This window comes from Micromonospora sp. NPDC007230 (assembly GCF_042869115.1).
Lineage (GTDB): Bacteria > Actinomycetota > Actinomycetes > Mycobacteriales > Micromonosporaceae > Micromonospora.
Genome location: NZ_JBIAFE010000006.1, coordinates 210,346 through 229,293 on the forward strand (window position 1 = coordinate 210,346; position 18,948 = coordinate 229,293).

Annotated in this window: 20 protein-coding genes; 9 read left to right on the forward strand and 11 right to left on the reverse strand. The window is 73.0% G+C overall.

Translation table 11 applies throughout. The features are described 5' to 3' along the window. Positions 1-5: 5 nt before the first annotated feature. The 4 genes from ACFYML_RS11415 to ACFYML_RS11430 all read right to left on the reverse strand — a co-directional run bounded on the left by ACFYML_RS11415 (position 6) and on the right by ACFYML_RS11430 (position 1,428). A complete protein-coding gene (locus tag ACFYML_RS11415) occupies positions 6-578 on the reverse strand; it encodes a hypothetical protein (RefSeq protein WP_387420480.1) in 573 nt (190 codons plus the stop codon). Further along, entirely contained in the window at positions 575-784 is a 210-nt protein-coding gene (locus ACFYML_RS11420) for a sigma factor-like helix-turn-helix DNA-binding protein (protein ID WP_387420481.1), read from the reverse strand. The genes ACFYML_RS11415 and ACFYML_RS11420 overlap by 4 nt, the downstream gene beginning before the upstream one ends. Continuing rightward, positions 769-1,071 carry a sigma factor gene (locus ACFYML_RS11425; RefSeq protein WP_387420482.1) on the reverse strand — a complete coding sequence of 101 codons (303 nt, stop codon included), beginning with the start codon at positions 1,069-1,071 and terminating at the stop codon, positions 769-771. Before ACFYML_RS11425 ends, ACFYML_RS11420 begins: the two co-directional genes overlap by 16 nt. A gap of 129 nt (positions 1,072-1,200) precedes the next feature. After that, positions 1,201-1,428, reverse strand: coding sequence for a hypothetical protein (locus ACFYML_RS11430; RefSeq protein WP_387420483.1), 228 nt, complete (start codon positions 1,426-1,428; stop codon positions 1,201-1,203). A gap of 245 nt (positions 1,429-1,673) precedes the next feature. Here ACFYML_RS11430 and ACFYML_RS11435 point away from each other — a divergent pair, with 245 nt between their 5' ends. Continuing rightward, positions 1,674-2,543, forward strand: a complete 870-nt coding sequence (locus ACFYML_RS11435; RefSeq protein WP_387420484.1) for a GNAT family N-acetyltransferase — start codon at positions 1,674-1,676, stop codon at positions 2,541-2,543. 114 nt (positions 2,544-2,657) lie between these two features. Here ACFYML_RS11435 and ACFYML_RS11440 read toward each other — a convergent pair whose 3' ends face one another. Beyond that, positions 2,658-3,974 carry a lysyl oxidase family protein gene (locus tag ACFYML_RS11440; RefSeq protein WP_387420486.1) on the reverse strand — a complete coding sequence of 439 codons (1,317 nt, stop codon included), beginning with the start codon at positions 3,972-3,974 and terminating at the stop codon, positions 2,658-2,660. Between the two features lie 651 nt (positions 3,975-4,625). Beyond that, positions 4,626-6,305, reverse strand: a complete 1,680-nt coding sequence (locus ACFYML_RS11445) for a DNA repair helicase XPB (RefSeq protein ID WP_387420487.1) — start codon at positions 6,303-6,305, stop codon at positions 4,626-4,628. 173 nt (positions 6,306-6,478) lie between these two features. On the opposite strand from ACFYML_RS11445, the gene ACFYML_RS11450 reads away from it, so the two are divergent. Together ACFYML_RS11450 and ACFYML_RS11455 are read left to right on the forward strand one after the other, a co-directional pair. Then, complete coding sequence (locus tag ACFYML_RS11450) at positions 6,479-7,342, forward strand: L,D-transpeptidase family protein (RefSeq protein WP_387420488.1); 864 nt, start codon at positions 6,479-6,481, stop codon at positions 7,340-7,342. Positions 7,343-7,464: 122 nt separating this feature from the next. Next, positions 7,465-7,701, forward strand: coding sequence for a hypothetical protein (locus tag ACFYML_RS11455; protein WP_387420489.1), 237 nt, complete (start codon positions 7,465-7,467; stop codon positions 7,699-7,701). 21 nt (positions 7,702-7,722) lie between these two features. Here the strand turns inward: ACFYML_RS11455 and ACFYML_RS11460 are convergent, their stop codons facing one another. Then, entirely contained in the window at positions 7,723-10,197 is a 2,475-nt protein-coding gene (locus ACFYML_RS11460) for a helicase-associated domain-containing protein (protein ID WP_387420490.1), read from the reverse strand. A gap of 82 nt (positions 10,198-10,279) precedes the next feature. On the opposite strand from ACFYML_RS11460, the gene ACFYML_RS11465 reads away from it, so the two are divergent. Continuing rightward, on the forward strand, positions 10,280-10,903 hold the full coding sequence (locus ACFYML_RS11465) for an HAD family hydrolase (protein ID WP_387420491.1): 624 nt from the start codon (positions 10,280-10,282) through the stop codon (positions 10,901-10,903). Positions 10,904-10,931: 28 nt separating this feature from the next. Beyond that, complete coding sequence (locus ACFYML_RS11470) at positions 10,932-11,318, forward strand: cold-shock protein (protein WP_026267952.1); 387 nt, start codon at positions 10,932-10,934, stop codon at positions 11,316-11,318. Here ACFYML_RS11470 and ACFYML_RS11475 read toward each other — a convergent pair. Further along, positions 11,279-12,109 (reverse strand): 1,4-dihydroxy-6-naphthoate synthase, encoded by an 831-nt coding sequence (locus ACFYML_RS11475; RefSeq protein ID WP_073839098.1) that lies wholly within the window; start codon positions 12,107-12,109, stop codon positions 11,279-11,281. The two genes, ACFYML_RS11470 and ACFYML_RS11475, sit on opposite strands and share 40 nt — an antisense overlap. Before the next feature lie 450 nt (positions 12,110-12,559). Between ACFYML_RS11475 and ACFYML_RS11480 the strand changes: the two genes are divergently transcribed. Next, positions 12,560-13,453, forward strand: a complete 894-nt coding sequence (locus tag ACFYML_RS11480; protein WP_387420492.1) for a GNAT family N-acetyltransferase — start codon at positions 12,560-12,562, stop codon at positions 13,451-13,453. Here the strand turns inward: ACFYML_RS11480 and ACFYML_RS11485 are convergent. Further along, complete coding sequence (locus ACFYML_RS11485) at positions 13,425-14,075, reverse strand: futalosine hydrolase (RefSeq protein WP_387420493.1); 651 nt, start codon at positions 14,073-14,075, stop codon at positions 13,425-13,427. The two genes, ACFYML_RS11480 and ACFYML_RS11485, sit on opposite strands and share 29 nt — an antisense overlap. After that, complete coding sequence (locus tag ACFYML_RS11490) at positions 14,072-15,682, reverse strand: MFS transporter (protein WP_387420494.1); 1,611 nt, start codon at positions 15,680-15,682, stop codon at positions 14,072-14,074. Before ACFYML_RS11490 ends, ACFYML_RS11485 begins: the two co-directional genes overlap by 4 nt. Positions 15,683-15,769: 87 nt before the next feature. On the opposite strand from ACFYML_RS11490, the gene ACFYML_RS11495 reads away from it, so the two are divergent. After that, positions 15,770-16,609: a DUF3027 domain-containing protein gene (locus tag ACFYML_RS11495; protein WP_357442183.1), complete on the forward strand. Its 840-nt coding sequence runs from the start codon at positions 15,770-15,772 to the stop codon at positions 16,607-16,609. Between the two features lie 24 nt (positions 16,610-16,633). On the opposite strand, the gene ACFYML_RS11500 is transcribed toward ACFYML_RS11495, so the two are convergent. Further along, a complete protein-coding gene (locus tag ACFYML_RS11500; protein WP_387420495.1) occupies positions 16,634-16,894 on the reverse strand; it encodes a DUF2530 domain-containing protein in 261 nt (86 codons plus the stop codon). 187 nt (positions 16,895-17,081) lie between these two features. Here ACFYML_RS11500 and ACFYML_RS11505 point away from each other — a divergent pair, with 187 nt between their 5' ends. Next, positions 17,082-17,531, forward strand: a complete 450-nt coding sequence (locus ACFYML_RS11505; RefSeq protein WP_387420496.1) for a MarR family winged helix-turn-helix transcriptional regulator — start codon at positions 17,082-17,084, stop codon at positions 17,529-17,531. A gap of 72 nt (positions 17,532-17,603) precedes the next feature. Then, entirely contained in the window at positions 17,604-18,890 is a 1,287-nt protein-coding gene (locus tag ACFYML_RS11510; protein WP_387420497.1) for an MFS transporter, read from the forward strand. Positions 18,891-18,948: the final 58 nt, after the last annotated feature.

An 18,948-nucleotide genomic window follows, 5' to 3' on the forward strand; every position in this document is an offset into this window, starting at 1 on the left:
TCTGATCACTTGCAGGTCATCCGGTTCTTCCAGGCCAGGCCGATCACCACCGGGCCGTTCGTCGACGGGTCGTGGTACGAGATCACCACCACCGCGCCTTTCGGAATGGCCGACGGGTTGATCGTCAGGACCGTGCTCGCGTCCGCCTCGCTCTGCGAGGGGAAGATCCGATCATCAAGTCTGGGCGCGGGCACGGACTGGCAGATTGAGCCGACCCTGACTTCCGCCGGCACGCCGGCTTCGGACAGCGCCTTTCGAACCGCGTCCGGGTCGGCGAACTGCTTCTTCGACAGGGTGAGAGTCACCGTCCCGTTGGGCTTGCTGACCACGGAGAAGGCGACCAGTTGCGTCGGAGCGATGCTGGCCGGCCGCTGCGCGGACGGCGGCGCGGCGGGTCCCGAGCCGGTGAGCGCCGGCACGGCCACGGCCAGCCCGGCGAGCACCCCGGCCGCGGTCACTGCGGCCAGCCGCCGTCGGCGCCGCGAGGTGCCCGTGGCGATGATGTCCTCGGCCGGCCTGTCCATGTCCAAGCCGGACAGGCCGTCCGCCACGGCACGCAGAACGTCTTGGTCTCTCACTGCTTGATCTCCTGAGTCTCGGCGCGTACGAACTGGCCGCGCAGCGTCGCGACGGCCCGGGACAGGTGAGCGGTGACAGTTCCCGCGGCGATGCCGAGCACCTGAGCGGTGGTCTCGGTGTCCAGGTCCAGGAACGCCCGGAGCGCGATCACCTCGCGCTGGCGGGCGGGCAGCCGCCGCAGCGCCGCCATCAGCGCCGCATCCACGCCCCGGCATCCGGGCCGACCGCCACGTCGTGCCCGTCGGCCAGGGCAACCTCGCGGCGGCGGCGCCGCCAGGCCGACACCCTCACGTTCAGGGCGGTGCGCACCACCCACGCCTGGGGGGCCGGGTGCCGGCTGACTTTCCGCCAGGACATCCAGGCCCTGGTGAACGCCTCCGCCACCAGGTCCTCAGCGCCCTCGCGATCGCCCGTGCCGGCCACCACCGCCCGCATGCAGGCGGCCCGGTGGACCCGATAGAACTCTGCGAACTGTGCTTGCTCGTGTCCCACGTCCCGTACACGCCTGAGCCCGTCGGGCCACTTACCTCCGGCCGACATCTGCCCGGACAGAGTTACTCGCACCGGACGAGGCTCGACAGCCGCATCGCCGCCGAGCAGGTGACCCGAGTGCTCTGCGCACTACCTTTCGGCCCTGGTGCGCCGAGCGGTACGCCATTTGGCGGCATAGGGCAGCACGAACAGGTACAGGCCGCTGAACAGGAGCAGGAAGAGCGGGAGCAGCGGCACGTAGGACACCCAGACGACGGGCTCCTCCTGTGCCAGCGCGACGAAGGTGACGATGACCGTCACCGTGAAGACGATGGCCAGCCAGCGGTGGATCTGTCGGACCAACTTGTTCCAGTTCAACGGGACCTCCTCGGAAGACGAGCAACCCCGCCCCTGCGCCTGCCCGGGCGGGACATCCATGGCGGGTCACGCTAGCTGTGGCTCGGTGACCTGGGCTTCTCGATTCCTGACCGGTCTGGCCACTGGTCCGGGCCGTCGTGCGGGCGCCCGGGCCGGCGGAAACTCATTGACAGTGGTGCGGGAAGGGATGCCTACTTGCCCACCGGGCGTCGTGCGGCCGGCGACAGACGAAGGGGCAGAGGATCATGGCAGAACCGGGCGGAAATGCGCTGACCTGGAAGGAGTTCGGCGAGGAACACCTCGACGCGCTGACCGGACTGGCCGAGGCGTGCCTGGCCGCCGACGGTGGGCTGCCGCTGTTCGCCCGCCGGCCGCTGCTGCGGGCCAGGCTCCTCCAGACTCGTACCCTCGGCGGCTGGCAGGACGGCGGCCTGGTCGCGGCCGTCGGCGTCGGCACCGGCGGGCAGCCGGCCACCAGCACCGGCCTGGTGCATCCGGCCTGGCGGGGGCGGGGCCTGGGCAGTCGGCTGCTGAGCTGGGCGGACGAGCAGGCCGGCGACGCGGACCTGCTGCTGACCACCGAGTCCTGTAGCCCGGGCGCGGACGCCCTCTTCACGGCACGCGGCTTCGAGTTGACCTTCACCGAGTGGGTGCTGCGGCACGACCTCACTACCCTGCCGGCGGTCGCGCGCCCCGACGGCGTGACCACCGAGCCGGTGACGCTCGATTCCGAACTGTTCGAGACGTATCGTGCCTCCTTCGCCGACCGACCCGGCTTCGGCGCGCCCACCGCCGAGGACTGGCTGGGTGACCTGCGGGACGACGACGAGTACCGGCCGGACCTGTCGCTCATCGCGCGCGGTCCCGACGGTACGGCTGTCGGCTTCCTCAACGTCATCGACAACTGGATCGACCAGGTGGGTGTCGTGCCCGGCTGGCGGCAGCGACGGGTCGGGGCGTACCTGGTGGCGGCCGCGCTTCGGTCGCTGGCCGGGGACGGTGCCCGGGAGGCGTGGCTCTGCGTCAACGACAACAACTCCGCCGCCGCCCTGTACCGGCGGCTGGACTTCGCCGACGCCGGCCGCCGCGCTCGCTACCTGCGCCGGCGCGCGTGACCGCCGCCGAGGCCGCGTCATGATCCGCATCGGCGATGTGGCGGTATCGAGGCGGGCTGGATGCCGCCACATCGGCGATGTGGTGTGCGGGTCAGGCCCGCAAAGGCGGTGTCATCAGGGGCAGGCCGGGCCGACGCCGCGCAACTGCGCCTGCGGCTGGCTGGTCACCAGCCCGGACAGCTCCACGATCACCGACGAGCAGTTGTTCGTCTCGTCGGACTCGCTGAGCTTGCCGTCCGGGTCCACCGTCGTGAACAGGACGTACGTCCCGTCCGCCAGCCCGTACGTGTCGATCATCTGGTCCGGGAGGTACCAGTTGTAGCGGTCCGCCCAGCCCGGTGACATGCCCATGTCGAAGTAGTCCCGGCCGCCGCTGGTCGACTTCGGGTCCAGGCAGGCGGGTGCCGGGTACGACAGCGCTGCGTCCCCCTTGGTGCCCCAGCCGACCAGGTCGGTGTCGGCGATGCAGAAGCTGACCTTGTCCGCGACGGCGGCCGGCGCGCTGCCGACGACCCTGCCCGCACCATCGGCCAGCCACAGTTCGGACTGCGCGAACCCCTTGAAGTGGTAGTGCCCGTGGATCGGGTGGAACTCCACCTGACCGGCCGACAGATCCCGCCAGGTCGAGTCGGACCGGTAGACCCGCTGCCACACATCCTCGTCCTGCAGGACGCCCGACTGGCGGGAGTAGTGCAGCTCCACCGGGCCGGTCCCGGCGTTCTGCAGCACCTGGTCGAACCGGAGGCACTGGCGGGCGCCCTGCTCACTGCGCTCGCTGTCGAAGCACGACTGCCCCGGCTGGGCGGTGTCCCCGAAGATGCTGCCCGGGTTGTCGTACGTGACGTTCTCCTGCGGCAGCGACTTGAGGTCGGGTAGCAGGTCGCGTACCGGCTGGACCGTCGGCCGGTACTCGACCTCGGCCAGGCCCTGGTAGGCGATGACCGGGTCCGGGTCCACCGCGCCGAAGGTGACCCCGTACGAGACGTACACGTCGTAGGAGCCGTTGCGGGCGGACGGGATGATGACCGACTGGGCGGTGCCGACGCCGGCGGTGGACTTCGCCACCAGCGTCTGGCCCCGGTAGACGAAGAGGCCGAGGCCACCTTCGGTGGCGCCGTCCCACCGGATCGCCACCTGTACCCCGCCGGGGCGGGTCCAGGTGCCGGGCGGTAGGGCGACCGTGAGTCGCAGCTTGTCGCAGTGGACCGTCCGGCACTCGGGGATCTGCCGGGTGCCGGGTCCGTCGCTGCGGACCGTGCCGGTCCAGTACGAGGCCGGGCCGTCCGACCTCAGTTTCACCTCGCCGGGACTGGCGGCCTGCGCGGCCCGCGGCAGCGCGGTGCCGGCGAGGACCAGCAGACCGGCCGCGAGCAGCGCTCCGGCCCGCCGGGTGCGGCCCGCGGAAAGACGCCCTGATACCGAGGTACGCATACGCGCATCCTCCTCAATATAGGTGGCTGTGAAACAGCCACGCTATACGGAGCGCACATGCTCTGGCATCAGCCCGTGATGCCATCCGGCATCGGGCGGGCGGTCAGCGCCTCAGTCCCCGCTCGGCAGCTTCGGCCCGAAGATGTCGGGTCCTCAATGGGCCTGGAGCTGAGCGGGTGATGCCCTCACTGGAAGAGCCGGCCGGGCCTTCTGGAGCGGCCCCGCTTGGTGATTATGGAGTCCCTGCGTCGGCGGCGCACCATGATCGAATTTGCCTTCCGCTTCAACCCTTTGAAGATTCGATCCCTCATCGCGCACCTCTCTTTCCGCGTACGTCGGATCGGCCATGGCGATTCCGCGCCGAACAGTGGCCGGTCGTGGCACTGGCGCGGGCGGCTACCGGGCCTGGTCCTTCGCCTGTCCCAGCCCGCGTACCCGACGTGACAGCAGCCATTCGTCGGCGTCGGCCTGCGCCGCCTCGCCGTGGGCCGGAGCGAAATGACCGGTTCCGGGGGCGCCGCGCCGGCAAGGACGTGTTCGTCGCCGAGCAGGGGAAGCGCAGGCGGGTGAGTCGTTTACGACATCAACTCCATAGCGGGCACGAGGCAACCTCGCTCCCGGCACGGTAGGCCCCAGGCGGGCAAGAACGGGTCAGTCGAAGGAGGGCAGCGACGGGCCGAGGACGTCGTCGGCGTCCACGATGGTGTACGCGTAGCCCTGCTCGGCGAGGAAGCGCTGGCGGTGGGCGGCGTACTCGGTGTCGATGGTGTCCCGGGAGACCACGGTGTAGAAGTGCGCCTGCCGGCCGTCGGCCTTCGGTCGCAGCACCCGGCCGAGGCGCTGCGCCTCCTCCTGCCGGGAACCGAACGTGCCGGACACCTGGATCGCCACCGCCGCCTCGGGCAGGTCGATGGAGAAGTTGCCGACCTTCGAGATGACGAGCGTGCGCACCTCACCCGAGCGGAAGGCGTCGAACAGCCGCTCCCGCTCCTTGTTGGTGGTCGAGCCCTGCACGATCGGCGCGTCCAGGTATTCGCCGAGCTGGTGCAGCTGGTCGATGTACCCGCCGATGACCAGGACCTGCTCGTCCGGGTGCCGGTCGACCAGCGCACGAACGACCGGCAGCTTGGTCCGGGCGGTCGCCGCCATCCGGTAGCGCTCCTCGGCCTCCGCCGTCGCGTACGCCATCCGCTCCGCGTCGGTCAGGGTGACCCGTACCTCGGTGCACTCGGCCGGGGCGATCCAGCCCTGCGCCTCGATGTCCTTCCACGGCGCGTCGTACCGCTTGGGTCCGATCAGGCTGAACACGTCGCCCTCGCGGCCGTCCTCGCGGACCAGCGTCGCCGTCAGGCCGAGCCGGCGGCGGGCCTGAAGGTCCGCGGTGAACCGGAAGATCGGCGCGGGCAGCAGGTGCACCTCGTCGTAGATGACCAGACCCCAGTCGCGGGCGCCGAACAGGTCCAGGTGCGTGAAGGCGCCCTTGCGGCGCGAGGTGAGCACCTGGTAGGTGGCGATGGTGACCGGGCGGATCTCCTTGCGCTCGCCCGAGTACTCGCCGATCTCCTCCTCGGTCAGCGAGGTGCGGGCGATCAACTCCCGCTTCCACTGCCGGCCGGCGACCGTGTTGGTGACCAGGATCAGCGTGGTCGCCTGCGCCTCGGCCATCGCCGCCGCCCCGACCAGCGTCTTGCCGGCGCCGCAGGGGAGCACCACCACGCCGGACCCGCCGGCCCAGAACGTCTCCACGGCTTCCCGCTGGTACGACCGCAACGTCCACGGCTTCCCGCCGTCCTTGCCGGCCTCGGCCAGCTCGATCGGGTGCGCCTCGCCGTCGACGTAACCGGCCAGGTCCTCGGCCGGCCAGCCGAGTTTGAGCAGCGCCTGCTTGAGCCGGCCCCGCTCGGACGGGTGCACCGCGATGGTGTCGTCGTCGAGCTTCGCACCGAGCATCCCGGCCAGCTTCTTGCTCTTGGCGACCTCGATCAGCACCACCCGGTCCAGCGCGCGCAGCACCAGGCCGTGCACCGGGTCGTTGACGAGCTGGAGCCGGCCGTACCGGTCCATCGTCTCGGCCACGTCGACCAGCAGCGCATGTGGCACGGGGTAGCGGCTGTATTTGATCAGGGCGTCCACCACGCCCTCGGCGTCGTGGCCGGCGGCCCGGGCGTTCCACAGGCCCAGCGGGGTGAGCCGGTAGGTGTGCACGTGCTCGGGAGAGCGCTCCAGCTCGGCGAAGGGCGCGATCGCCATCCGGCACGCCTGCGCGTCGGGGTGGTCGATCTCCAGCAGCAGGGTCTTGTCCGACTGCACGATCAGTGGTCCACCGCTCACGCCAGCGTCCTTTCGCTTGCCGGGATCTCCTCGCCCGCACGACGCTGACCTGCCGAAGGCGGACCATCCAGTGTTGCACGCCCGGAGGTGTCCGAAAAAAGTCACGCCGAGAAGGCAACGGGACATCCATCTCGTACGTCTAGGAAGGGAACGCCTTGCCAGGGGGAGGGCCCATGAAGCGTGTCCGGTTCGCTGCCCGGGTCGTCAGCCTGGCGGCGGTCGTGCTGGTCGGCGTCGGTGCGTGCGCGCTCGATCCGCAGGGCGACGACGGATCCGGGGCCGCGGCTCCGGCACCCGTCGCCGTGACGGAGAAGGCATCGGGGGCGAGCGCGCACGCACCGACACCGGGCCAGCCGTCGCCGTCCCCGTCGGTGTCGCCGAGCCGGACGGCCACGCCGAAGCCCAGCCGGTCGACGAAACCGAAACCGAGCGCCACGCCGAAGCCGGTCTGCCCGCAGGGCGAGCGCCAGCGGGGAGTGGAGACGTACCTGGCCAAGCTGGGTGGGTTCGGGACGGTGACCGTGGACGGGCAGCAGTCGGCCGCCGATTGCGCCGCGATCAAGAAGTTCCAGCGCCGGTACGGGATCAGCCCCGCCGCCGGTCGCGCCGGCGCCACCACCTACGACGTGGCGCGCCGCCTGGCCACCACCGACGTACACCGTTGCCGGGCCGGCTCCGGCCTCACCTTCTGCGTCGACCTGACCCGGCAGACGGTCTGGGCGATGCGAGGCGGCAAGGTGGTGATGGGCCCGACGGTCACCCGCACCGGCATGAGCGGGTACGCCACCCCGACCGGCACCTACCGGGTGGGCGGGCGGAACCTGAAGGAATGGTCCAACCCGTACGAGGTGTGGCTGCCGTACTGGCAGCGGTTCAACGGCGGCATCGGCTTCCACGAGACGACCACGTACCTGCACAACGGGTCGATCGGTTCGCACGGCTGCGTGAACCTGCTGCACCAGGACGCGGTGCGGCTCTGGGAGCTGGGCTCGATCGGCACCCGGGTGGTCGTCTTCGGTCACCGTTCCGGCACCTGAGCAGGCCCGGCCGCCCGCACCCCTGACCCTCCCCGGGTGGAATGGGGGTTTTCTCCCCTGTTCGGCGGCCGATTCCGGTGCCACCCTGGAAATCGGGTCCGGCGGGGCGGGAGGGGCTGACGATGACGGTCGATCACGAGGTGCTCCCCGAGGACGACCGGGCGACGGGGAGCGAGGTCACCCCGGCGGCCCTGCTCGGGTACGCGGCCGCCGCCGTCGGTGTGGTCGGCTGGTTCTTCTTCGGTCTGCTGGTGCAGCGCCAGGGCTTCGTCGACTCGGTCGGCGAGTCGGCCGGCGCGGCGTTCGGCCTGCTGCTCGCGGTGTCGGTGATCGGCACGATCCGCCGCAACGGACGCTGAGCGGGCCGAGCCCCGGCCCGCTCAGTCCTCCCGCACCGCCGCGGTGATCCGGTGCAGGGCGAACGTGTGCAGCATCTCTGTGCGCTCGTCCTCGGCGCGCAGGTAGCCCGCGCCGATCGACACCGGCCGGACCAGGCGGGACGCGGTCGCCCCGTGCGCGTCGACGTAACCCACCCAGACCAGCGCCTTGTCGCGTACCGCCTGCTGGAGCACGGCCAGCGCGTCGCTGTGGCTGTGCGCCGGCACCGGACCCGTACGCGCCGCGCCGCCCCGGACCACCGCCGGCGCCCGCCGGGCCGCCCGCGCCGCCGCCTCGCCCCGCCGGATCTGCTCCACCACCCCGAGCAGTCGGGGCATGGGCAGCCGGGGCGCCGCCAGCGGGTCCAGGCTGTGGGTGGCGGCCGGCATCCGGGCCGGCGCCCGACGGGTCTTCGGCCGGGCGAGCACCGTCGCGCCGCTGGCGTCCTCCGGCACCGGCGCGTACCCGGCGTCGCGCAGCGCGGTCAGCATCCGCCCCACCTGATACGGGGTGGCGAGCACCGTCGGAGCCAGCCGGCGGAACGCCAGCGCCTCCAGCCGCTTGTCGGACAGCACCTCGGTGAGCAGTGCCTCGTCGTCGCTGCGCACGTACCCACCGGCCGAGCCGACCCGCAGCCCGCCGTGCTTGCGCGCGACGTCGTCCACCAGGTAGCTCAGGCCCTGCGGCACCGGGGTGCGCGACCGGCGGCGGAAGAGCGCGTGCAGGTCGTCGGCGGAGTAGCCGGCGTCCAGGGCCCGCCGGACACTGGCGGTGGTGACCCGGTGCACGCTCGCACCGCCGGCCGACTCGTGCTCGGCCACGGCGTCCAGTTCCCCGGCGAGCGTCGGGTCGGGCGGGCCGGGCACCACCACGGTCAGGTCGGCCTGCACGAGGAAGTGGTCGACCGGGGCGGGGAGCAGTGCGTCCAGCGCGCGTACGGCGGTGGACGGCTCGCCCGACTCGGCCTCGGAGAGCAGCCCGAGCGGGTCGTCCGCCCGTTCGTCGGCGTCGGTCACGTCGGCCAGCAACAGCCGCCCGTACGAGGTGAGCGCGCCGAGCCCGGTCACCCCGAGCTGGGCCGCCTCGGCCAGCACCTCCCGGTGCGCGGCCTCCCGGCCCCGGGCCCGCCGGGGCGCCCGCCAGTCCAGCAGCTCCAGCACCTCGTCCGGGGTCGGGGCGGTCGCCGGGGCCAGGTCGGCCAGGGTGGCGAGCACCGCGTGCCGGGCGGCCGGCGCGCCGGCCCGCTCCGCCTCGGCGGAGAGCACTGAGATCGGCCGGTCCCGGTCGTCCCGCTGGCCGACCAGGCCCACCTGGCGGGTCATGGTCAGCCAGGCCCGGGCCAGCTGCTCCCAGCGCTGGGCCAGGGAACTGGCCCGCCACACCTCGTACCCGCCGGTTGGCAGGATCTGCTGGTCGCCGCCGTACCGGGTGGTGGCGGCGCCGGTCAGGTCCAGCTCACCGACCAGCCCGGCCGCGTACGCCACCTCGAAGAGCAGGGCCGTGGTCTGGTCGTCCAGCCCGAGCCCGCGGGCCAGCCGGCGCAGGTCACGCACGCCGACGCCGCCGGAGCGCAGCACCGGGGCCGGTTCGGCGGCCAGGTTCTCCAGCAGCGCCTCGGTCTGGCGTACCACCTCCATGGTCTGCCCGGCCCCGGCGGAGTCCACGGCCTTCGCCTCCCGTGGCGGGCTGGCCACCACCGGCGGGCTGGTCCGTAGCGGGCCGAGCGGGCCGCTGTCCCGGCGCAGCACCAGCCCCACCTCGCGGGGCAGCTCGACCGTGCCGGCGCCGCCCTTGCCGCCGGACATCCGAACCAGCAGCCGGTGCTCGACCAGCCAGCGGATCGGGGAGCCGGTCGGCGCGCCGCCGTTGACCAGGTCCGGCGGGAGCACGTCCTCGGTGCCGGTGGCAGGGGCCTCCAGCGCGCCCGGGGGCACGGTGCCGACCGGCGGGCCGGCGGCCAGCCGGTCCAGGATCGCCCGGGCCGAGGGCGGCGCGGCCAGCAGCGTCCGCCGCAGCTTCGCCGGATCGGTGCACACGGCCGCCGCCCGCGGGTCCAGCTCCGACGCCGGCCGGCCCAGCCCCGCCGGGTACGGCGACACCTCGTCGACGCCGCCGACCACGTGCAGGTCGTGCTCGGGACCGTGCAGCAGGAAGAGCGCGCGGAGCCGGTCCACCGCGCTCCGGACGGCGGTCGGGGCGGGCGGGTGCGGGCCGGCGGTGGCCAGCGCCAGGATTTCCTCGGTGCTGGTGCCGCCCTCCTCGGGGTGCCGGGTGAGCCGGGCGGCGTCCAGGATCAGGAGGGTGAACTGGTCCAGCCCGTCGAGGGCCCGGGCCACGGAGACCCGCGACTGGGCGCGGATGGCGAGGGCGGAGACGTCGGCCGGCACCGGTACGACGAGGTCCGGCCGCAGCCGGAGGAGGGCGGCCAGGGACTCGTCGGAGAGCGTCCGCAGCTGGTCGGCGAGTGAGGTGGTCATCGTCGTTCCACGCTAGCCCGGCCGGGGGCCCTCCCGCCCCTCGGACGTCCGGCTCGGCTCGGCGGCCGGGTAGGTTCGCGGCATGCCTCCACTGATGGTCGGCTTCGACCTCGACATGACCCTGGTCGACTCGCGCCCCGGCATCGCCGCCGCCTACCGGGCGTTGACCGCGCTGACCGGCGTGCCCGTGGACGCGGACCTGGCGGTGTCCCGGCTCGGCCCGCCGCTGCGTACCGAAATCGCCCACTGGTTCCCGCCGGAGCGGGTGGAGGAGGCGGTGGTCGCCTATCGCGAGCTCTACCCGGCGTACGCGATCACGCCGACGCTGCCGATGCCCGGCGCGGAGGCCGCGATCGACGCGGTGCACGCGCGCGGGGGCCGGGTGATGGTGGTGACCTCGAAGATCGGCCGGCTGGCGAAGCTGCACCTGGATCACCTCGGGCTGGCCGTCGACGAGCTGGCCGGGGACCTTTTCGCCGAGCAGAAGGCGACCGCGCTGCGGGAGCACGGTGCGACCCTCTACGTCGGGGATCACGTCGCCGACATGGCAGCCGCGCAGGCCGCGGGAATCCCGGGCGTGGGAGTGACAACCGGGCCCTGCTCGGGGAACGAACTGGGGGACGCGGGTGCCCACGTGGTGCTGGATGATCTCACCGGATTCCCGGCGGCGCTGGACCGGATCATCGGGCTAGCCTTGAAGGGGTAGTTGTCTCGAGCGAAGCAGGGGTTGTCAGGTGCCGACGGGTCGAGTGAAGTGGTATGACGCGGCCAAGGGATACGGCTTTGTCACCAGTGACGAGGGTGGCGACGTGTTCCTGCCCAAGGGCGCGCTACCGGCCGGCGTCGCCGACCTCAAGGGTGGCCAGCGGGTCGATTTCAGCGTGGTCGACAGCCGCCGGGGCGCGCAGGCCATGGGTGTGAAGCTGCTGGAGGCGCCGCCGTCTGTGGCGGAGCTGCGCCGCCGGCCGGCCGAGGAGCTGCACGGCCTGGTCGAAGACATGATCAAGGTGCTGGAGGCGAAGGTCCAGCCGGACCTGCGGCGGGGTCGTTTCCCGGACCGGAAGACCGCGCAGAAGATCGCTCAGCTGGTCCACGCGGTGGCGCGCGAGCTGGAGGTCTGAGGGACGAGCCCGGCGTCGGCGGCCCGACCCAGCAGCGCCTCGACGGCGGCGAAGCCGGCCTCACCCAGGTCGGCGGTGAACTCGTTGACGTAGAGGGCGATGTGTCGGTCCACCACGTCGGGCTCCATCTCCTGCGCGTGGGAGAGGACGTACGCCCGGCTGGCCTCCGGGTCGGCCCAGGCCTGGCGGACCGACTCGCGGATCCAGGCGGCGGCCTCGACCGGGTCGACCGCGCCCTTGCGGGCCAGGATCGCGCCGAGCGGGATCGGCAGGCCGCTGTCGCCCTCCCACCACTCGCCGAGGTCGACCAGGGCGGTCAGCCCGTGCCGGGGGTACGTGAACCGGGCCTCGTGGATCACCAGGCCGGCGTCGTACCGGCCGGCGGCTACGCCCGGCATGATCTCGTGGAACGGCACCACCTCGATCCGCGCCGGTGGCCGTTCCGCCGACCAGAGCCGGAACAGCAGGTATGCCGTGGTCCGCTCGCCCGGCACCGCGACCGTCGCGCCGGTGAGGTCGGTCCGGTCGCCGCGGGTGAGCACCAGCGGGCCGCAGCCCCGGCCCAGCGCGCCGCCGCAGGGCAGCAGGTGGTAGTCGTCGAGCAGCCAGGGCAGCGCCGCGTAGCTCACCTTCACCAGGTCGAACGCCCCGCGTTCGGCGGCCGTGTTGGTCACGTCCACGTCGGCGTAGGTCACCTCGACGGGCGGCGCGCCTGGCACCCGGCCGTGCACCAGGGCGTCGAAGACGAAGGTGTCGTTGGGGCACGGGGAGATCGCCAGGGAGAGCGTCACGCCCCCACCGTAACTCCGCGCCGCGGACCACCCGCCACCCCGGTCCCGCCACCGTGACGCCGCAGTGGTGTGCCGTCCTTCGACGGTGGGTGGCCTGACCGGAACCGGCGTTGCCTCGCGCCGGCGGAGACCGGAACCGGCGATGCCTCGCGCTGGCGGAGATCGGAACCGGGCGTTGCCTCGCGCCGGCGGAGACAAGACTCGCTGCTCGCTTTGGAGCTGACATCGCAGACGATTCAGGGGTGGTCGTCGGCCCCTCTTCAGCGATGGCTGGGCGGCGCGCTTGCGGCTCTAGCTGGGTGGCGCGCCGGCGATATCACCAGCGACTCAGCTCCAAAGCGCTTCGCTATCCACACCTCGCCACGTCAAGAAGCGGATGTCCACAGGGTTATCCACAGGTGGGTGCGCGCTGTTGAAAGGGCCCTGAGGCTGGGGCACATTTCGGGTGTGGTGGAGTCGCATTCTTCGACCGAGCCGGGCATAGACCTGGGCGATCTGCTGCGCCGGCTGCGGCGGCAGGCCGACCTGAGCCAGCGCGAACTGGCCGCCCGGGCACGCGTGCCTCAGGCCACGGTGGCGCGGATCGAGTCCGGCCGGGCCATCGATCCCCGGTACCGGACGGTGGAACGGCTGATCAGTGCCGCCGGGGGTGAAGTCCGGTTCTCCTGCCACGACCCGACATCCGGCGGCTCCACGGACGCCGGACCCGCCGAACCACGCCAGCCGCCAGCGCCGGTGCCGCACGATGAGCTGCGCGACCAGGCCGGGCGCCGGTATCCGGCCCACCTCGACGTGTGGGAGGTCCGCGAGCCGAAGGAGTGGCCCGGGGCATGGTGGGCGGAGTGGTACAACCTGCCGCCGGAGAAGTGGCCGCTACCGCTGCCACCGGCGACGTACGAGATGAACCGGGAGTACCGGGATCGGCGGCGCGAGGCGGAATGGGTGCGCGGATCGGTGACGGTCCGGCGGGTGACCGGGACCCTGACGACCACCTCCTGGCGGTTCGTGGCGGAGTTGCCCGGCGGTGACCTGGTCGGGGAGCTTCGGGCGCACGAGCAGAGCCCGCATCTCTACTGGGGCGGCGAGGAACGCCCGGGGGAACGGGAGATCGTCCTGGATGGGCTGCTCGTCGCCGCCCGGCACCGTCGGCTCGGGATCGGTCGTCGGCTGGTGGAGGCGCTCGTCGGGGAGTTGCCGAGGGCCGGCATCGGGGTGGTGCGGGCGCTGACCCAGGAGCCCGGCATCAGCTTCCTGCTCGGGTGCGGGTTTGAGCTGGATGCGAGCCGGCCGGCCGCGTTGCGGCTGGAGCGGCCGGTCAACGCAGGGCGGCCGCCGCCGCGGTGAGGGCGGCGAACGCCTCCCGCATCCGCCAGGAGCCGCGGTCCCGGGGCCCGATCGGGTTGGAGACCGTGCGCAGCTCGGCGAAGGGCAGGCCGGCCTGGGCGGCGGCGACGGCGACGCCGTACCCCTCCATGGCCTCGGCCACCGCGTCGGGGTGCCGGGCGGCGAGGGTGGCCGTGCTGGCGGCCGTGCCGGTCACCGTGCTGACCGTGAGCACCACACCGACGGTGGCCTGCGGCAGGGCCGTACGCAGGGCACCCAGCAGCTCCGGGTCGGCGGGTACGCCACTCCCGACGCCGAGCAGCTCCGCCGACATGCCCAGCTCCTCGATCGGGAGGAAACCCTCCGGTGACTCGGCGCCCAGGTCCGCCGCGACGCTGCGCGTCGCCAGCACGGCGCCGCCGATCTCCACCCGGTCGACGAATCCGCCGGCGATGCCCGCGCTGACCACCGCCCGGTACGGCCGCCCGGCCGCCTCGGCGAGCGCCAGCAGCCGGGCGGTGGCGGCCCCGGCGACGGCGGGGCCCACCCCGATTGGGGTGACCGTGACCGTCGGGTCGGCCAGCCCGGCCCGGATCGCCTCCGCCTCGGCGGGTACGGCGGTCACCACCAGCAGCCCGCTCACGCCACCGGCCCTCGCGGACCCTGTCGGTTCTCCTCCTCGGCCCCGCCCGGCCCGCCGACTGGGGAGGAGGACGGGCGGTAGATGTGGAACCCGGGCGGCGCGAGGGCGTCGTCGTCGGCCGGGGCGGGCGTGGCGGCCTGGGCGGGAGCCGGCGAGGTGGGCGTGGAGTCGGCCACCTCCTTCGCCGGCTCGGCCTGCTCGGCGGCCAGCTCCTCGTCCCCGAGCGGCCGGCCGACCAGGCGTTCGTTACGCAGCCGGCTGGCCACCAGCACGCCGCGCGCGGCCACCAGGGCCGCCACGCTGGCGGCCACCGCGACCCCGACCCGGCCGGTGAAGGGGACCAGCCCGAGCCCACCGCCGGCCACGAAGGCGAGCATGAGCGCGGTCTCCGAGTGGGCGAAGGAGCTGGCCCGCAGCCGCTCCGGGATCCGCTCCTGGATCGACGCGTCGACCGCGAGCTTGGCGATCCCGCTCATCAGCGAGGCGCCCAGGCAGAGCAGCGCCACCAGCGGCAGCGAGAACTTCAGCGCGGCCAGCACCGCCACCCCGGCCACGACGATCGTGCCGCTGGACTGGATCGCCGCCGGCCGGTGGATGCGCAGCCGGGTGCCGACCGCGGTGGCCAGGAAGGTGCCCACCGCCAGCGCGCCGCCGACCAGGCCCAGCGCACCCTGGGCGCCCAGGTCCCGGCCGAAGAAGTCGGTGGTCAGGTCGCCGGCCTTGATGGCGAACGCCATGAAGAGCAGCAGGAAGCCGTACACCCCGCGCAGCGCGGCGGCGCCGATCAGGGTGGCGATCACCAGGCGGCCGGCCGGGCGGCCCCGACCCAGCGGTCGTTCCCCGTCGCGGCGGCGCAGTGCCCGGAACGGCTGCGGCACCCGCTCCGGCGGCTCTGAGTCCGCCCGCGGCGGCAGGCGCAACGCGATCACCATGCCGACCAGGAAGATCAGCGAGGCCACCCGGAGCGGCCACTGCGCCCCGAACCAGAACGTGGCCAGCCCGAGCGGGGCGACCAGGCCGCCGGCCACCGTCCCGTAGACGCTCGCCCGGGCGCCCACCTGGGAAAGCCCCAGCCCTTCGGGCAGCAGTCGGGGTACGGCCGCCGAGCGGGCCACCCCGTACGCCCGGGAGAGGGCGAGCACGCCGAACGCCGCCGGGTAGAGCCCGAAACTGCCGAGGTAGTCGGAGAGCAGCCAGGCGAGGAAGGCGCGGCCGAGCATGGTGGTCGCCAGGGCGTACCGGCGGCCGTGTCGGAAGTGGTCCAGCAGCGGCCCGACCACCGGGGCGAGCATGGCGAACGGCACCATGGTCACCAGCAGGTAGAGGGCGACCTTGTTTCGCGCCTCGCCGAGCGGCACGTCGAAGAAGATCGTCCCGGCCAGGCCGATGGCGATCAGCGTGTCCCCCGCGCAGGAGAGGGCGTGCAGGTCGAAGAGGCGGACCATGCCCACCTCGTTGCCGGCGCTGCGCGCCCGGGCCGAGCCGGCCCGCCGGGTCATCCACCGTCCGCCGTGCAGCGAGCCGCGGAGCAGCAGGCGGGTGGCACGGATGCCGGTGCCGACGGTCCGCCCGAGGAGGGACCGGCCGGAGCGGGAGGACAGCGGCATGTCTCCCATCCTGGCCCATCTGATCGGCCCGCGTCGCACCACCTGTGGAGAACGACTCCGGGGAGTGCCTGACAGCCGACCGTGGGCATGGGGAACAATGGGCGGGTGACCAGGCCCGCCTCCGCCCGCGCTCCCCGGCTCGACCAGGTCTGCGCCGCCGCCGTCGAGGTGGCCCGCGCCGCCATCACCGAGGTGGACCCCGCCGACGTCGGCGAGCACCTCCAGGCCGTCGCCGAAGGCGACCGGCTCGTCACCCACTACTTCGACTGCCGGCTGGCCGGATACCGCGGCTGGCGCTGGGCCGTCACGGTGACCCGGGTGCCGCGCAGCCGGCACGTCACGATCTGCGAGACGGTCCTGCTGCCCGGCCCCGACGCGCTGCTCGCCCCGGGCTGGGTGCCCTGGCAGGAGCGGCTCAAGCCGGGCGACCTGGGCCCGGGCGACCTGCTGCCCACCCCGCCGGACGACGAGCGCCTCGCCCCGGGCTACCTGCTCTCCGACGACCCGGCGGTCGAGGAGACCGCGTGGGAGCTGGGTCTGGGCCGGCCCCGGGTGCTGTCCCGGGAGGGCCGCTCGGACGCCGCCCAGCGCTGGTACGACGGCGACCACGGCCCGAACGCCGCGATCTCGGTGGCCGCGCCGGCCGCCGCCCGCTGCGGCACCTGCGGCTTCTACCTCCCCCTCGCCGGCGCCCTGCGGCAGTCCTTCGGCGCCTGCGGCAACTTCTACGCCCCGGACGACGGCCGAGTGGTGAGCGCCGACCACGGCTGCGGGGCGCACTCGGAGACGCTGGCCGAGACGGCCGAGACGCCGGTCGACGAGCTGCCCACGGTCTACGACGACAGCGCGGTCGAGGCGGTGTCGGTCAGCCGGGCCCCCGGCTCGGTGGAGGCGGCCGAGCCCGCGGAGCCGTACGGGCACCCCTGACGGCTGTCCTGCCCGCCGCCGGAGTCAGTCCCGGCGGGCGGCGGCCTCTCGGCGGCGGCGCCGGTTGGCGTCGTGCCGCATCATCACCGCGAGACCGGGAAAGCCCCACAGGAAGCCGGCCAGGCAGGTCCAGAGCCAGTTCTGGTGCCCGTGCTCGGTGAGCCAGCCGCGGAAGAAGATCAGCAGCACCAGCCCGACGACCGCCCAGACGATCAGCCCGGCGACGGCGAACGGCACCATCGGCGGGTCGAGCGGTTCGGGCCGCGGCGGTTGCTCCTGAGGCACCGGCACAGCGTACGCGAGGCCGCGGACATCCTCCCCCTGTTGTACGCCGCGGCGTTGTTGTTCATCCTGTACTTCCCGCGCGGGCCGATCGGGTCCGTGGTGTTCTGACGCGGGGAAAAGTCGATCTTCTGGTGAGCCTGGTCATATCGCATGTCGTTAGCCAGGCTCATTAGTTAAGCTAACTAGTGTGACGGAGCGGACGGTGACGGCGAAACGCGTGCCACCGGCGCAGCTGGCCCCTCAGCTGCGTAATGCGATCACCCGACTCAACCGGCGGGTCCGGCAGGCCCGCCCGGTCGGCGACCTGACGGGCAGCCAACTCTCGGCGCTCACCAGCCTCAACCTGGCGGGTGCCCTGACGCCCCGGGAGTTGTCCGACGTCGAGCGGGTGCAGCCGCCGACGATGACCAAGATCGTCGCGAAGCTGGAGGAGCGCGGCCTCGTGCAGCGCACCCCCCACCCGACCGACGGCCGGCAGGTCATCCTCGCGGCGACCGAGGGGGGACGGGCCGTGCTCGAGCAGTTCGAGCGGGCCCGCAACCAGTGGCTGGCCGACCAGCTGGCCGAACTCACCGAGGAGGAACGCGACACGCTGCGGCGGGCCGCCGACATCCTCCAGGAGATCGCTCGCGCCTGAGTCGACCGCGTCGTGCGGTCCGCCCCGTCCGCCGTGGATGAGGCGTACCCGACGCGAGGAGGCGCACTTAGCGTGCAGGCCAGGCTGAGCACGATGTTCCAGTCCCTACGAGTCCGCAACTACCGACTCTTCGCCACCGGACAGCTGATCAAGTTGATCGGCGTCTGGATGATGTTCATTGCCCAGGACTGGCTCGTCCTCGAGCTCAGCGACAACTCGGCCACCGCGCTCGGCGTGGTCACCGCGTTGCAGTTCACCCCCGTCCTGCTGCTGACCCTGCTCTCCGGCCGCCTCGCCGACCGCTACGACAAGCGGTTGCTGCTCTTCATCGCCAACGCCTTCTGGACCGCGCTGGCGCTGGTGATGAGCCTGCTGGTGATCACCGGCCTGGTGCAGTTGTGGCACGTCTTCGCGTTCGCCGCCCTGCTCGGCGTCGCCAACGCGGTGGAGACCCCGGTCCGGCAGGCGTTCGTCTCCGAACTGGTCGGCGTACCGCTGCTGCCGAACGCGCTCTCGCTCAACGCGGCCACCTTCAACTCGGCCCGGATCATCGGCCCGGCCGTCGCCGGCCTGGCCATCGCCGCCTTCGACGTCGGACCGGTGTTCCTCTTCAGCGCGCTCAGCTCGATCGCCCCGCTGGTCAACGTGGTCCGGATGCGTACCTCCGAACTGCACCGCAAGGACCTGCTGCCGGCCGGCCAGCGCGACCAGGCCCGGGTGGTGGACGGCCTGCGGTACGTCGCGCGCCGGCCCGACATCCTGCTGCCGATGGCGCTGATGTCGGTGATCGGGATGAGCCTGTTCAACTTCCAGCTCACCCTCGCCGCGCTGGCCAAGACCGTGTTCAACACCGGCGCCGCCTCCTTCGGCCTGTTCAGCACCGCGCTCGCGGTCGGTGCGCTGACCGGCGCGCTGGCCGGCACCGGGCGGCGCAGCCGCCCCTCGGTCTGGCTGGTGCTCGGGGCGGCGGTCGGCTGCGCCACCTTCGGCACCCTGGTCGGGCTCGCGGGGGCGTACTGGCTGGTCGTGGCGCTGCTGCTGCCGACCGGGTTCTTCATGGTCTTCTTCGCCCAGGCCGCGAACCAGCGGGTCCAGCTCAGCGTCGACGCCGCCTTCCGGGGCCGGGTGATGGCGCTGTGGGTGCTGGTCTTCCTCGGCACCAACCCGGTCGGCGCGCCGATCATCGGCTGGGTGGCCGAGACCTTCGGCGCCGGGGCGAGCATCTGGATCGGCGGGCTGATCTCGCTGGCCGCCGCGCTCCTCGCGCTCACCTGGCAACTGCGCCGCTCCGGCGCCCGGTTGCGGATGCGGGTGCTGCCGATGCCCCGCTTCTACGTGGTCTCGCCCGGCGCCGAGTGACCCGTTGACCACCGGAAGGACCGGTTCCCGCCCCGGGGGCCGGTCCGTCCGTTTACGC

Excerpts from the sequence above, each read along its gene's own strand:
- ACFYML_RS11465 (WP_387420491.1), top strand. The coding sequence starts at position 10,280 with ATGCCTCCACTGATGGTCGGCTTCGACCTCGACATGACCCTGGTCGAC.
- ACFYML_RS11490 (WP_387420494.1), bottom strand. The coding sequence starts at position 15,682 with ATGCCGCTGTCCTCCCGCTCCGGCCGGTCCCTCCTCGGGCGGACCGTC.
- ACFYML_RS11495 (WP_357442183.1), top strand. The coding sequence starts at position 15,770 with ATGGGGAACAATGGGCGGGTGACCAGGCCCGCCTCCGCCCGCGCTCCC.
- ACFYML_RS11440 (WP_387420486.1), bottom strand. The coding sequence starts at position 3,974 with ATGCGTACCTCGGTATCAGGGCGTCTTTCCGCGGGCCGCACCCGGCGG.
- ACFYML_RS11435 (WP_387420484.1), top strand. The coding sequence starts at position 1,674 with ATGGCAGAACCGGGCGGAAATGCGCTGACCTGGAAGGAGTTCGGCGAG.
- ACFYML_RS11450 (WP_387420488.1), top strand. The coding sequence starts at position 6,479 with ATGAAGCGTGTCCGGTTCGCTGCCCGGGTCGTCAGCCTGGCGGCGGTC.
- ACFYML_RS11455 (WP_387420489.1), top strand. The coding sequence starts at position 7,465 with ATGACGGTCGATCACGAGGTGCTCCCCGAGGACGACCGGGCGACGGGG.
- ACFYML_RS11460 (WP_387420490.1), bottom strand. The coding sequence starts at position 10,197 with ATGACCACCTCACTCGCCGACCAGCTGCGGACGCTCTCCGACGAGTCC.